This window comes from Variovorax sp. P5_A3 (assembly GCF_056400665.1).
In genome coordinates this window covers 65,178-79,506 of the sequence record NZ_JBFUKW010000015.1, presented here as the reverse complement: position 1 = coordinate 79,506, position 14,329 = coordinate 65,178, and the positions used below count along the sequence as shown (strand labels likewise).

Here is a 14,329-nt window from a genome sequence, read left to right as displayed (position 1 = left end):
AGTCTCCGGTTCAATGCGAATGGCGTGGCACCGCGGCGCCGCGGCAGCCGACGAGAAAGTCGAAATCGCAGCCTTCGTCCGCCTGCAGCACGTGCTCGACGTAGAGGCGCTGGTAGCCGCCGCCCTTGAGCGGTGCGATGTCGGCAGCAATCGCTTCCAGGCGCGTCGCCAATTCGGCATCGCTGATGTCGAGATGCAGGCGGCCCTCATGGCAATCGAGTTCGATCCAGTCGCCGTCGCGCACCGCCGCGAGCGGGCCCCCGTCCGCTGCCTCGGGCGCGACGTGCAGGACCACGGTGCCGTAGGCGGTGCCGCTCATGCGTGCGTCGGAGATGCGCACCATGTCCTTGATGCCCTGGCGCAGCAGCTTGGGCGGCAGGCCCATGTTGCCGACCTCGGCCATGCCGGGGTAGCCCTTGGGGCCGCAGTTCTTCATCACCAGCACCGAGCTTGCGTCCACGTCGAGTTCTTCGTCGACGATGCGCTCCTTGTAGTGCTCCAGGTTCTCGAACACCACTGCGCGGCCGCGGTGCTTGAGCAGCTCAGGCGACGCGGCCGATGGCTTCAGCACCGCACCACGTGGCGACAGGTTGCCGCGCAGGATGCAGATGCCGCCGTCGTCGATGAGCGGCCTGTCGAGCGGGCGGATCACCTCGTCGTTGTGGCTCGGCGCATCGCGCACGTTCTCCCACAGCGTCTTGCCGTTGACCGTCAGCGCATCCGGATGCGGCAGCAGTCCATGCTCGCCGAGGCGGCGCAGCACGGCCGGCAAGCCGCCCGCGTAGTAGAACTCCTCCATCAGGTAGCGGCCCGAGGGCATCAGGTCGACCAGCGTCGGCGTGCCGCGCCCGATGCGCGTCCAGTCCTCCAGCTCCAGCGGCACGCCGATGCGGCCCGCGATCGCCTTCAGGTGGATGACCGCATTGGTGGAGCCGCCGATCGCAGCATTCGTGCGGATGGCGTTCTCGAAGGCTTCGCGGGTGAGGATCTTCGACAGGGTCAGCCCTTCTTTCGCCATCTCGACCGCCCGCATGCCCGACATCTGCGCCAGCACGTAGCGCCGCGCATCGACCGCCGGAATCGCAGCGTTGTGCGGCAACGATGCGCCCATCGCCTCGGCCATGCAGGCCATCGTCGAGGCCGTGCCCATGGTGTTGCAGGTGCCGGCCGAGCGCGACATGCCCGCCTCCGCCGACAGGAACTGATGCACATTGATCTCGCCCGCCTTCATCGCCTCGTGCAATTGCCAGACTGCCGTGCCGGAGCCGATGTCGCGGCCCTCGAGCTTGCCGTTGAGCATCGGGCCACCGGTGACAACGATGGCCGGGATGTCGCAACTCGCGGCACCCATCAGGAGCGCGGGCGTGGTCTTGTCGCAACCGGTGAGCAGCACGACGGCATCGATGGGGTTGCCGCGGATGGCCTCCTCGACATCCATGCTCGCGAGGTTGCGCGTAAGCATCGCCGTCGGACGCAGGTTGGATTCGCCGTTGGAGAACACCGGGAACTCAACGGGGAAGCCACCCGCTTCCGAGACGCCGCGCTTCACGTGCTCGGCGATCTTGCGAAAGTGCGCATTGCACGGCGTCAGTTCCGACCAGGTGTTGCAGATGCCGATGATCGGGCGCCCATCGAACTCGTGTTCGGGGATGCCCTGGTTCTTCATCCAGCTCCGGTACATGAAGCCGTTCTTGTCAGCCGTGCCGAACCATTCGGTCGAGCGCAGATTTCTCGGGGATGCGGACATGCGATGGAATTCCATGAAAGGGAGTGAAGCCGTCGTCAGCGCCGCTCCGCGGCACGCGCGGAAAACAGGCGTTGCAACAGGCAGAAGACAAAGAGCAGCACGCCGACCACGATGCGCGTCCACCAGGAGCTCAGCGTGCCGTCGAAGGAGATCAGCGTCTGGATGATGCCCAGCATCAGCACGCCGAACAGCGTGCCGACCACATAGCCGACCCCGCCCGTGAGCAGCGTGCCGCCGATCACCACGGCGGCGATCGCGTCGAGTTCGAGCCCGACCGCGTGCAGCCCGTAGCCCGACAGCATGTAGAACGTGAACACCACCCCGCCCAGTGCGGAGCAGAAGCCGGAAAGCGTATAGACCCCGATCACGGTGGAGCGCACAGGCAAGCCCATCAGCAGCGCCGACTGCTCGCTACCGCCGATGGCGTACACCGTGCGACCGAATGGTGTGTAGTGCGCGACGAAGACCGCGAGCGCCACCATCGCCAGCGCGATCAGCCCGCTGATCGTGATCGACGCGCCGCCCCACACCGGCAGCCGCCACTGCGAGACCTCCGAATAGAACTCGTTGGTGATGCTGATCGAGTCGATGCTGATGAGATAGCAGAGACCGCGAGCGAGGAACATGCCGGCCAGCGTGACGATGAAGGGCTGCAGGCGGAAGCGCTCGATCAGCAGCCCCATGAAAGCGCCGAACAGCGTGCCCATCACCAGCACCAGCGGGATCACGATGGCCGGGCTCCAGCCATGTTTCTCCACCAGCGAGGCCGAGACCATCGTGGTCAGCGCGATCACGGAACCGACCGAGAGATCGATACCGCCCGACAGGATCACGAAGGTCATGCCGACCGCGACGATGCACAGGAAGGCGTTGTCGATCAGCAGGTTCAGGAACACCTGCGGCGAGAAGAAGCCGTCGTAGAAGACCGAGCCCAGCGTTGCCATCAGCACGAAGAGCGAGATGGTCGCGGCCAGCGGAAGGTATTTGGGGTTGAACCGCGTAGGCGACCGCGGCGCCGGCGCGTTCGGTGCATGCGCGGTCGATTCGGGCACTACGGCGCTCATCGAACCATCTCCCCACGCGCCGGCCGCTGCACCAGTTGCCGAAGACTCGCGCGGAACTCCGCCGATTGCAGCAGCATGACCACAAACACCACCGCCGCCTTGACGACCAGGTTGATCTCCGGCGGCACGCCCAGCGAATAGATACCGTAGGTCAGCGTCTGGATGATGAGCGCGCCGATCACGCTGCCGACCAGGCTGAAGCGCCCGCCCGTGAGCGCCGTGCCGCCCAGCGTAACGGCCAGGATCGCGTCGAGTTCCAGCAACTGCCCCGCGTTGTTGCCGTCGGCGCTCTTCACGTTCGAGCTGATCAGCAAACCAGCGACGCCCGCACAGAAACCGCAGAACATGTAGGCGCACACGATGATGCGCCGCGCACGCACTCCGGCTACGCGCGCCGCATTCGGATTGATGCCGACCGACTGGATGAACAGGCCCAGCGCGCTGCGCGTGATCGCAAAGTACAGCGCGGCGAACACCACCGCCGCGATGTAGACCGAGAACGGCAGCCCGAAGAGGTAGCCGCTGCCGATGAAGAAGAACGGCGCGTAGTAGATCGTGATGATCTGCCCGCCCGTGATCAGTTGCGCGATGCCGCGCCCCGCGACCATCAGGATCAGCGTCGCGATGATCGGCTGCATGCCCACGCGCGCCACCAAGAGGCCATTCCACAACCCGCAGACCGCCGCCGCGACGAGCGCCGCGACGATGGCGAGCCACATCGGAAACCGGCTGACTTCGGCCGCCGCACCGTTGTTGACGACCAGCGACCCTCCGATCATCCAGGCGGCAAGCGCCGCCGTGATCGCCACGACGGCGCCGACGGAGATGTCAATACCGCGCGTGGCGATGACCAGCGTCATGCCGAGCGACACCAGCACCAGCGGCGCCGCGCGATTGAGGATGTCGATCAGGCTGCCGTACAGATGCCCGCTGCGCACTTCGATGTGCAGGAAGCTGGAATTGAAGCCCGCATTGATCCCCAGCAGGATCAGCAGCGTGATGACCGGCCAGGCGAGCCGATGGCGGAAGACCCGAGTCATGCGTCCGCCGCGATCAAATCGTAGACCGCGTCCTCGGTCGTACCTGCGGGGAGTTCGCCTACCTTCCGCCGTTCCCGCATCACGGCGATGCGGTGCGAGACGCGCACAACCTCGTTCATCTCGGACGAGATGAACAGCACCGCCATGCCGCTGCGCGCGAGGCGCAGGATCTCGTCCATGATTTCCTGCTTGGCCGCGACGTCGATGCCGCGTGTCGGCTCGTCGAGGATCAGCAGGCGCGGCTCGATCGCCAGCCAGCGCGCCAGCAAGGCCTTCTGCTGGTTGCCGCCGGACAACAGGCCGATGGGGGTGTCGACGCTGGCCGTCTTGATGCCCAGCGCCTTGACGAATCGTTCCGCCAGCGCCGTCTGCTCCGCACGCGACATCGTGTTGCGCACGCCCAGCCGTGCCTGCAGGGCAAGCGCGATGTTCTCGCGCAGGGAAAGGTCGGCCACGATGCCATCGGTCTTGCGTTCCTCGGGGCAGAGTGCAAGCCCATGCTTCACCGCATCCGCAGGGCTTGCGAGATCGACCGCGATGCCATCGATGCGCAGGCTGCCGGCATCGGGCTTCGCGAGCCCGAACAGCAGGCGCGCGAGTTCGGTGCGGCCCGAACCGAGCAACCCGGCGAGGCCCACGATCTCGCCTGCGCGCACGCTGAGATCCACGGGCTGCAACTGGCCACGCTGGCCCAGCCCTTCGGCCTGAAGCACCGCAGGCGCACCCGCCTCGATGGGCGGAAGCTGCGCATGGCCCGTGGCCTGCGCGGCCAGTTCGCGCCCGACCATCGCGGCGATCAGCGCCTGCGGTCCCAGGTCGCCCGTCGCCCATTCGCCGACCCACGCGCCATTGCGCAGCACCGTGATGCGGTCCGACACCGCGTAGACCTGGTTCAGGAAATGCGTGACAAACAGGATCGCCATCCCCTCCCCACGCAGCCGTCGCAGCACGGCGAAGAGGCTCTTCACTTCCTCGTCGTCCAGGCTCGATGTCGGCTCGTCGAGGATCAGCACCTTCGACGACAGGCCCAGCGCACGCGCAATCGCCACGAGCTGCTGGACCGCGACCGAATAACTGGAAAGCAGCCGCGTGACATCGATGTCCACGTCCAGCCGCGCCAGCAGGGCACGTGCCTGCCGATTGACTTCCGCCCAGTCAATGCGATAGCCCTGCGCCAGCCCGCGACGTGGATAGCGCCCCGAGAAGATGTTCTCGGCCACCGACAGGTTCGGGCAGAGATTCACCTCCTGGTAGACCGTGCTGATGCCCATGCGCTGCGCTTCGAGCGGCGACGCGGGCCGTATCGGCTGGCCAGCCAACACCATCTCGCCGCTGTCGGCGGCGTAGACCCCGGTTAGCACCTTGATGAGCGTCGACTTGCCCGCGCCGTTCTGCCCCATCAGCGCATGGATCTCGCCCGCGCGCAGCCGCAATGCCACGCCACGCAGCGCCGGCACGCCGTTGAACTGCTTGTCGATGCCCGTGAGCTGAAGCACGGGTGACGCGGATGCGGAGGCGTCGTTCATTTGTTTTTGTTGTAGACGTCGATGAAGACTGCCGCGAGCAGCACAAGACCCTTGATGACCTGCTGGTAGTCGATGCCGATGCCAAGGATCGACATGCCGTTGTTCATCACCCCCATCACGAAGGCGCCGATTACCGCGCCCATGACCTTGCCCACGCCGCCCGAAGCCGATGCGCCGCCGATGAAGCAGGCAGCGATCACATCGAGCTCGAAACCCAGGCCCGCCTTGGGCGTCGCCGTGTTGAGCCGCGCCGCGAATACCAGCCCCGCCAGCGCCGCCAGCACGCCCATGTTGACGAAGGTCAGGAAGGCGAGCCGTTGCGTCTTGATACCCGACAGCCGAGCCGCCTTCTCGTTGCCGCCGAGCGCGTAGATGCGGCGGCCCACCGTGGTGCGGTTGGTGACGAAGTCGTAGCCCACGATCAGCACCGCCATCACGATCAGCACGTTCGGCAGCCCCTTGTAGGTCGCCAGCAGGTAGCTCAGCAGCAGGATGACAGCCGCGAAGAACAGATTCCTGGCGAGGAAGAAGGCATAGGGCTCCTGCGCCATGCCGTGCTGCGCAAGCTTCGCGCGCCCCCGCAGCTTGAAGAACACCAGCGCCGCCGCGGCGAGCGCGCCGAGCAGCAAGGAAGTCGTGCGAAGGCTCTCGCCGCCGAACACATCGGGCACGAAGCCCGAGCTGAGCTTCTGGAACGCCTCGGGGAACGGCCCCACCGACTGCCCCGCGAGAAGCGCCAGCGTGAGCCCCTTGAACACCAGCATGCCGGCCAGCGTGACGATGAAGGACGGGATCCTGAAGAAGGCCACGAACCAGCCCTGCGCCGCGCCGATCACGCCGCCCGCGATGAGGCACACGATGAAGGTCGGCACGAAGTGCCACTCGTACTCCACCATCAGCACCGCCGCGAGCGCGCCGATGAATCCGCAGACGGAACCCACCGACAGGTCGATGTGCCCGGCCACGATCACCAGCAGCATGCCGAGCGCCATGATCACGATGTAGCTGTTCTGCAGCAGCAGGTTGGTGAGATTCAGCGGCCGCATCAGCGTGCCGTCGGTCAGCACCTGGAACAACACCATGATCGCGACCAGCGAGATCAGCATCCCGTATTCGCGCAGGTTGTTCTTGAGGAAGCCGGCGTGCTCCCCGCCCGTCGAGGCGGGCGCGCTGATCGGGGTGGCCGGCTTCACGGCATCTACTTCAGGCGGCATGGACGCTGCTCCCCGAAGCCACTATGACTCGCATGATCTTTTCCTGGCTGGCCTCCGACGCAGGAAACTCGGCGACGAAGCGCCCTTCGTTCATCACGTAGATGCGGTCGCACATACCGAGCAACTCCGGCAGTTCGGAAGAGATCATGAGAATGCCTTTGCCCTCGCTCGCGAGCTGGTCGATGATGGTGTAGATCTCGTACTTGGCGCCGACGTCGATGCCGCGCGTCGGTTCGTCGAGGATCAGGAGCTCGGGCTTGGCGAACAACCACTTGCTCAGCACCACCTTCTGCTGGTTGCCGCCCGACAGGTTGACCACGCGCTGGTCTACGCCTGCGCAGCGGATATTGAGCGCACGGCGATAGTCGTTCGCCACCTTGAACTCGCGGCCTTCGTCGATCACACCGCGCTCCGACACTGCAGTCAGGTTGGCAAGGCTCACGTTCTTGCGGATGTCCTCCTCCAGCACGAGGCCCGCGCTCTTGCGGTCCTCGGTGACGTAGGCGATGCCGTGGTCGATCGCCTTGCGGATCGTGCTCACGTCGATTTCCTTGCCGTGCATGTGGACCGAACCGCTGATGCGCTGCCCGTAGGAGCGTCCGAAGACGCTCATCGCGAACTCGGTGCGGCCCGCGCCCATCAGGCCGGCGATGCCGACGATCTCGCCGCGCCGCACGTGGAGGTCGACACCCTTGATCTGCTCGCGGTCGGCGTGCAGCGCATGGTGTACGTGCCAGTCTCGCACCTCGAAGATGGTCTCCCCGATCTTCGGCGTGCGGTCCGGGTAGCGATGAGCCATGTCGCGCCCGACCATGCCGCGGATGATGCGGTCCTCGCTGATCGGCGCGGCGCGGCATTCCATCGTCTCGACGGTCGCGCCGTCGCGCAGCACCGTGATCGAGTCCGCGACCTTCGCGATCTCGTTGAGCTTGTGCGAGATCAGGATGGATGCGATGCCCTGCGCCTTGAGTTCCAGCAGCAGGTTCAGCAGCGCATCGCTGTCGCTTTCGTTCAGGCTCGCGGTCGGCTCGTCGAGGATCAGCAGCTTGACCTCCTTCGAGAGCGCCTTCGCGATCTCGACCAGCTGCTGCTTGCCGACGCCAAGGTTGGTGATGAGCGCGGTCGGCTGCTCCTTGAGCCCCACCTTGGCAAGCAGCTCCCGCGTGCGGGCATAAGCCTCGAACCAGTCGATCACGCCCCCGTGCGAGATCTCGTTGCCGAGGAAGATGTTCTCCGCGATGGACAGCAGCGGCACCAGCGCCAGCTCCTGGTGAATGATGATGATGCCCAGCTTCTCGCTGTCGGCGATGTCCCTGAAGCGGCGCAGCTCGCCCTCGAAATGGATCTCGCCTTCGTAGGAGTCGCAGGGGTACACGCCGCTGAGCACCTTCATCAGCGTGGACTTTCCCGCGCCGTTCTCGCCGACCACCGCATGGATCTCGCCGGCGCGCACCGCGAGGTTGACGTTGTCCAGCGCGTTCACCCCCGGAAAGGTCTTGGTGATGCCGCGCATCTCCAGAATGACTTCGTTCACCCTGTCTCCTACTTGATCTGGCTCTCCTTGTAGTAGCCGCTGTCGACCAGCGTCTGCTTCCAGTTCGACGCATCGACGCTCACCGGCTTGAGCAGGTATGAAGGCACGACCTTCACGCCGTTGTTGTAGGTCTTGGTGTCGTTCACTTCGGGCTGCTTGCCCGCGAGCATCGCATCCACCATGCCCACCGTGACCTTGGCCAGTTCGCGCGTGTCCTTGAACACGGTGGAAGTCTGCTCCTTCTTCAGGATCGACTTCACCGAGGGTACTTCGGCGTCCTGCCCCGTCACCACCGGCATCGGCTGCTGCGCCGTGCCATAGCCTACGCCCTTCAGCGAGGAAATGATGCCGATCGACAGTCCGTCATAGGGTGAGAGCACGGCGTCCACGCGGTCCTTCGTGTAGTAGGCCGACAGCAGGTTGTCCATGCGCGCCTGCGCCACCGCGCCGTCCCAGCGCAGGGTCGACACCTTGTCCATGCCCATCTGCTTGCTGCGCACCACCAGCTTGCCGCTGTCGATGTAGGGCTTGAGCACGGACATCGCGCCGTTGTAGAAGAAGAAGGCGTTGTTGTCGTCGGGCGATCCGCCGAAGAGCTCGATGTTGTAGGGGCCCTTGCCCTCCTTGAGCTTCAGCGCCTGCTCGATGTAGCTGGCCTGCAGCACGCCGACCTGGTAGTTGTCGAAGGTCGCGTAGTAGTCGACATTCTTAGAGCCCTTGATGAGCCGGTCATACGCGATGACCTTCACCCCTTTGTCGGCGGCCTTCTGCAGCACATCCGACAGCGTGGTCCCGTCGATCGCCGCGATCACCAGCACCTTCGCGCCCTTCGTCACCATGTTCTCGACCTGCGCGAGCTGGTTCGGAATGTCGTCATCGGCGTACTGCAGGTCGGTCTTGTACCCCTTCTCGTTGAAGTACTTGACCATGTTCGACCCATCCGCAATCCACCGCGCCGACGACTTCGTAGGCATCGAGATCGCCACCAGCCCCTTCTCCTGCGCATGAACCAGCGGCGCCACGCCGAAAACCAGGGTCGCCGCAGCACCCGCAAGCAGTGTCTTCAAAAAGTTTCGCTTCATCTCAGTCTCCTGTAGGTAAAAAAAGATCCACTGCCCTCAAGCCAGGCGGCCGCGAAGCGCGCCGCCCCTCGCAGGCTGCCGCGGAACCGGCTCCGCCGGGCCGCAGGCAGCGCCCCCAGGAAGGGGGGAGGCGGCCACACGAAGTGGGCAAGCAACGGGGGTCAGTACTTCCTATTCGGGAACTCGGCCTTCGCGACTTCCATCGGGAAGATCCCTTCCTTCGTCAGGATGCGCTTCGGCAGCGGCTTGCCGGCCTTGATGTCCTTCACGGCACTCATCAGTTGCGGGCCAAGCAGCGGGCTGCATTCGACCGACACGTTGAGCTTGCCGGCCATCATGGCCTCGAAGGCGCCCTTCACGCCATCGATCGAGATGATGATGATGTCCTGTGCCGGCTTCATCCCCGCTTCCTCGATGGCCTGGATGGCGCCGATGGCCATGTCGTCGTTGTGCGCGTAGAGCACATTGATCTTCTTGCCCTCGGCCTTCAGGAAGGCTTCCATCACCTCCTTGCCCTTCGCGCGGGTGAAGTCGCCGGTCTGCGAGCGGATGATCTTGAACTTCGGATCGGACTTGATGATTTCCTCGAAGCCCTTCTTGCGGTCGATCGCCGGCGCCGAGCCCACCGTGCCCTGCAGTTCGACGATGTTGATCGGACCCGCATTGCCTTTCTCCTTCTCGACCAGCCAACGGCCGGCCTTGCGGCCTTCCTCGACGAAGTCCGAACCCATGAAGGTCACATAGAGCGAGTCGTCCTTGGTGTTGACGGAGCGGTCGGTCAGCACCACCGGGATGTTGGCGGCCTTGGCTTCCTTCAGCACGGTTTCCCAGCCCGACTCGACCACCGGCGAGAAGGCGATGACGTCGACCTTCTGCGCGATGTACGAGCGGATCGCCTTGATCTGGTTCTCCTGCTTCTGCTGTGCATCGGAGAACTTGAGATCGATGTCGGACTCCTTCGCGGCCGACTTGATCGACTCCGTGTTGGCAGTGCGCCATTCGCTTTCCGCGCCCACTTGGGCAAAGCCCAGGACGACCTTCTTCTGCGCAAACGCCGTGGCGGGTAGCAGCGAGGACAGGGACGCGCTCGCGAGCGCGATGTTGAGCGTGCGACGGTTCAGTTTCATGTTGTCTCCTGGTTGACGTGGTGAAAGAAACTTTTCTTCTCTTGTCGCTCAGGCCAGCACGTAGCCGGTCTTGACGGTGGTGTAGAACTCCGCGGCATGGCGGCCCTGCTCGCGCGGTCCGTAGCTCGATGCCTTGCGCCCGCCGAAGGGGACGTGGTAGTCCACGCCGGCGGTCGGCAGGTTGACCATGGTCATGCCGACCTTGGCATGGCGCTTGAAATGCATCGCGCGCGACAGCGACGTCGTGCAGATGCCGGCGCACAGGCCGAAGGGCGTGTCGTTGGACAGCGCCAGCGCGTGCTCGTAGTCGTCGGCGCGCAGCACGCAGGCGACGGGGCCAAAGATCTCGTCGCGCGCGACGCCGTGCTCGGGCCGCGCCAGAAACAGTGCCGGATTCATGTAGTAGCCCGGCGTCGCGCGGTTGACGCGTTCGCCTCCGCCCACATGCTCGGCGCCTTCCGCGTTCGCAGCTTCGATCGCGGCGAGGTTTCGCTCCAGTTGGTGTCTGTCGACCACCGGCCCGATGTCGGTGCCCTGTGCCAGCGCGTGCCCGATCTTGAGCGCCGCAAGCCGATGGCGCACGCGCGCCACGAAGGCGTCATGCACAGGCGCCTCGACGATGAGGCGGCTCGACGCCGTGCAGCGCTGACCGGTCGAGAAGTACGCGCCCTGCACGGCGCAGTCGACGGCCCGGTCGAGGTCGGCATCGGCAAGCACCACCAGCGGGTTCTTGCCGCCCATCTCCAGTTGCACCTTGGCATGCCGGCGCATGGCGGCCTGCAGGACGTGTTCGCCGGTCGCCACCGATCCGGTGAAGCTGATCGCATCCACCAGCGGGCTGTCGACGATGGTCTGACCGACCTCGCGCCCGCTGCCCATCACGAGGTTGAAGGTGCCGGCCGGCAGTGCCGCGCGACTGATGATCTCGGCCAAAGCCCAACCGCAGGCCGGCACCAGCTCGGCCGGCTTGAACACCACGCTGTTGCCATAGGCCAGGGCCGGTGCGATCTTCCATGCCGGAATCGCGAGCGGAAAGTTCCAAGGCGCAATGAGCCCGACAACGCCGAGCGGCTCGCGCGTGATGTCGACCTGCACGCCGGGTCGCACGGAAGCGACGGTCTGGCCATCGCCGCGCAATGCCTCGCCGGCAAAGAACTTGAAGATGTGCCCGGCGCGCGCCGCCTCGCCGATGGCCTCGGGCAGTGTCTTGCCTTCCTCGCGGGCGAGGAGCGCGCCGAGTTCTTCGCGGCGGGCGAGGATTTCGCTGCCGATCTGGTCGAGCACGTCGGCGCGCCGCTGCGGCGTGGTCAGACTCCAGTGGGGAAATGCATCGGCCGCGGCGCGGATTGCCAACTCGGTCTGGTTGCGGTCGGCACGCGCATATTCCGCGACCACTTCGCGGGTGTCGGACGGGTTTTCGCTGATGCCCGTGGTGACACCCGTCTCCCAGCGGCCGTTGATGAACTGCCGTGCATTCTGTTGGAGATCACTTCGCTTCAAAGTGGGGCGAGTGTAGGAATCGCACCAATATCTTTCCAATCATTATTTGGATGGAATGGATACCAGAACCAGCATTCAGGTAAACCCCATGACCAACTACACGCACTGGTTCATCCGTGCGCGACTCAAGACCCGGCAGCTTCTGCTGCTCGTGGCCCTTGCCGAAGAGGGCAATATCCATCGGGCCGCGCAGGTCCTGAACATGACGCAACCGGCCGCCTCGAAGCTGTTGAAGGATCTGGAAGACGTGCTCGAGGTCCCGCTGTTCGACCGCCTGCCGCGCGGCATGCGGCCCACCTGGTATGGCGAGACGATGATCCGACATGCCCGAATTGCACTCGCGAGCCTCAACCAGGCACATGACGAACTCACCGCGCTCAAGGCGGGCAGTGCCGGGCAGGTGAACATCGGTGCGATCACTGCGCCGGGCCTGGTGTTGCTGCCGCCAGCGGTCGCGGCGGTCAAGCGCGACCATCCGAACCTTCGCATTTCGCTGGACATCGAGACCAGTCCGGTGCTGCTGGAGCGGCTCGAACAGGGCAAGCTCGATCTGCTGGTGGCGCGCCTTTTCGCGGAGCACGACAAGACGAATATTCGCTACGAGGCGCTCACGGAGGAACCTGTCTGCGCACTGGTGCGACCGGGGCATCCCCTCCTGGGCATGACGGGCCTCGGACTGCGCGACTTGGTGTCGGCGGGCTGGATCGTCCCGCCAGCGGGCAGCGTGCTGCGCCATCGATTCGAACTCATGTTCCAGGAGGAAGGACTCGCACCGCCCATCAACGTGATCGAAACAGCCGCCCTGCTCTTCATCACGCGCATGCTGCAACAGAGCGACATGGTGGCCGTGCTCGCAACCGATGTGGCGCGCTACTACGCGGCGCATGGCATCGTGGCGCTGCTGCCTGTCGATATGCCGTGCCACATGGATGCGTTCGGGATCATCACGCGCACGGACCGACTGTTGTCGCCTGCGGCCAAGGTGATGATGAAGGCTTTGAAGGTTCAGAGCTTCAGTGCTTATGGACGGCGGCTTGAGGTTGATTGAAATGGCCGTCGACGTTCGAGACGCCCACAACCGTTGTTCACCCACAGAGCCCGGCAGGCGGTGCGGCCTGGGCGACCCCTCTGCGCCGCTGAGGAGCGGAGCTTCAGGCGGATAAGGGCCGCGCGTGTTTGAGCCGCAGGCGAGTTTGCGCGGACCCCGCCTGAAGCGAGCACCGGAAGGGAGCCCGAAGGGCCGGCGTAGCGGGGTCGCCCAGGCCGCACCGCCTGCCGGGCGCCCTCCCCAACGCACGCAGACTTCCCATACCCCCCAGAAAAGTACAAAGTGCGGGCTTTGTCGCAGCAGGCACCACTCACACGAGGAGACAGACTTTGAACACAACACAATCGACCGCCTGCCCCCGGACCCCGGCAATCCTAGAAGCCCCGCGTTGCATCTGGCCCGCTGCTGCGACGTTGGGCGAAGGCACCTTGTGGTCGCAGCGCGAGCAGGCGCTCTACTGGGTCGACATCCTGGATCGCAAGCTGCACCGGTTCGACCCGGCCAGCAATGCCCAGTCGACCTGGAACTTCGACCAGGAAATCTCCGCCGTCGCCGAACGCGCCCACGAACCCGGCCTCATCGTCACCCTGCGCCGCGGCTTCGCCCTCTTCGACCCGGCGACGCCAGACGTCCCACCCAAGTACCTGCATCAACCCGAACCCGAACTCACCGCCAACCGCTTCAACGACGGTAAGTGCGACGCCCAGGGCCGCTTCTGGGGCGGCACCATGGACGCCGCATGCGAGGCCCCGACCGGTTCGCTCTACAGCTTCGACCCCGACGGCCGCTGCACCCGCCACGACCAGGGCTTCGCAGTCACCAACGGACCGACCTGGTCGCTCGATGGCCGCACGATGTACTTCAACGACACCGTCACCAGCCGCACCTACGCCTACGACTTCGACGGCGATTCCGGCACCCTGTCCAACAAGCGCCAATGGAACCGCTTTGCACGCGGCGACGGATTCCCCGACGGCATGACCACCGATGCCGCCGGCCGCCTCTGGATCGCCCACTGGGGCGGCGCCTGCGTCAGTTGCCACGACCCCGTGAGCGCCGACGAAATCTGCCGCATCAAACTGCCGACCAGCCACATCACCAACTGCGCCTTTGGTGGCCCCGATCTGCGCACCCTCTACATCACCAGCGCAACCAGTGGCCTCACGCCCGAACAACGCCAAGCCGAACCCGAATCCGGCGGACTCTTCGCCGTACAGCTCGACGTCCCCGGCCTGCCCGCACCGCTGTTCGGCGGCTGAGCGCGGCCCTCACGCCCGCAGCCGGACCTCCTGGGCGAGCGCATCGGCAAGCCCGGCCTGCCCTACGTCCGGCTCTCCGACGCCGGGATGGCCGACGTGCTCGTCGGCGCAGGCCTTCCACCCAACTTTGCCGGCCTCTACCTCGAAAGGACACACGCCTTTAACGCGAACACGGTCCACTCGGACGC

The 14,329-nt window shown here is 65.3% G+C and carries 11 protein-coding genes; 2 read left to right on the top strand and 9 right to left on the bottom strand.

Annotated elements, in window-relative coordinates:
• Positions 1 to 10 precede the first annotated feature (10 nt).
• From AC1D3B_RS22405 to AC1D3B_RS22365, 9 genes are all read right to left on the bottom strand, one after another.
• The gene (locus tag AC1D3B_RS22405) at positions 11 to 1,747 is read right to left on the bottom strand and encodes an IlvD/Edd family dehydratase (protein WP_478192875.1); all 1,737 of its coding nucleotides are present in this window, start codon (positions 1,745 to 1,747) and stop codon (positions 11 to 13) included.
• Positions 1,748 to 1,782: 35 nt separating this feature from the next.
• Positions 1,783 to 2,811, bottom strand: coding sequence for a galactofuranose ABC transporter, permease protein YjfF (yjfF, locus tag AC1D3B_RS22400; protein ID WP_478192874.1), 1,029 nt, complete (start codon positions 2,809 to 2,811; stop codon positions 1,783 to 1,785).
• On the bottom strand, positions 2,808 to 3,851 hold the full coding sequence (locus AC1D3B_RS22395) for an ABC transporter permease (protein WP_478192873.1): 1,044 nt from the start codon (positions 3,849 to 3,851) through the stop codon (positions 2,808 to 2,810). Before AC1D3B_RS22395 ends, yjfF begins: the two co-directional genes overlap by 4 nt.
• A complete protein-coding gene (locus AC1D3B_RS22390; RefSeq protein WP_478192872.1) occupies positions 3,848 to 5,377 on the bottom strand; it encodes a sugar ABC transporter ATP-binding protein in 1,530 nt (509 codons plus the stop codon). Before AC1D3B_RS22390 ends, AC1D3B_RS22395 begins: the two co-directional genes overlap by 4 nt.
• Positions 5,374 to 6,591 carry a multiple monosaccharide ABC transporter permease gene (gene mmsB, locus AC1D3B_RS22385; protein WP_478192871.1) on the bottom strand — a complete coding sequence of 406 codons (1,218 nt, stop codon included), beginning with the start codon at positions 6,589 to 6,591 and terminating at the stop codon, positions 5,374 to 5,376. Before mmsB ends, AC1D3B_RS22390 begins: the two co-directional genes overlap by 4 nt.
• The gene (gene mmsA / locus AC1D3B_RS22380; protein WP_478192938.1) at positions 6,581 to 8,104 is read right to left on the bottom strand and encodes a multiple monosaccharide ABC transporter ATP-binding protein; all 1,524 of its coding nucleotides are present in this window, start codon (positions 8,102 to 8,104) and stop codon (positions 6,581 to 6,583) included. The genes mmsB and mmsA overlap by 11 nt, the downstream gene beginning before the upstream one ends.
• A 29-nt stretch (positions 8,105 to 8,133) precedes the next feature.
• Entirely contained in the window at positions 8,134 to 9,207 is a 1,074-nt protein-coding gene (gene chvE, locus AC1D3B_RS22375) for a multiple monosaccharide ABC transporter substrate-binding protein (protein WP_478192870.1), read from the bottom strand.
• A gap of 161 nt (positions 9,208 to 9,368) precedes the next feature.
• Positions 9,369 to 10,334, bottom strand: a complete 966-nt coding sequence (locus AC1D3B_RS22370) for an ABC transporter substrate-binding protein (protein ID WP_478192869.1) — start codon at positions 10,332 to 10,334, stop codon at positions 9,369 to 9,371.
• Between the two features lie 48 nt (positions 10,335 to 10,382).
• Complete coding sequence (locus AC1D3B_RS22365) at positions 10,383 to 11,834, bottom strand: aldehyde dehydrogenase family protein (RefSeq protein WP_478192868.1); 1,452 nt, start codon at positions 11,832 to 11,834, stop codon at positions 10,383 to 10,385.
• Positions 11,835 to 11,922: 88 nt separating this feature from the next.
• Between AC1D3B_RS22365 and AC1D3B_RS22360 the strand changes: the two genes are divergently transcribed.
• A complete protein-coding gene (locus AC1D3B_RS22360) occupies positions 11,923 to 12,882 on the top strand; it encodes a LysR family transcriptional regulator (RefSeq protein WP_478192867.1) in 960 nt (319 codons plus the stop codon).
• 329 nt (positions 12,883 to 13,211) lie between these two features.
• Positions 13,212 to 14,141, top strand: coding sequence for an SMP-30/gluconolactonase/LRE family protein (locus AC1D3B_RS22355; protein WP_478192866.1), 930 nt, complete (start codon positions 13,212 to 13,214; stop codon positions 14,139 to 14,141).
• The last annotated feature ends 188 nt before the right edge of the window (positions 14,142 to 14,329 follow it).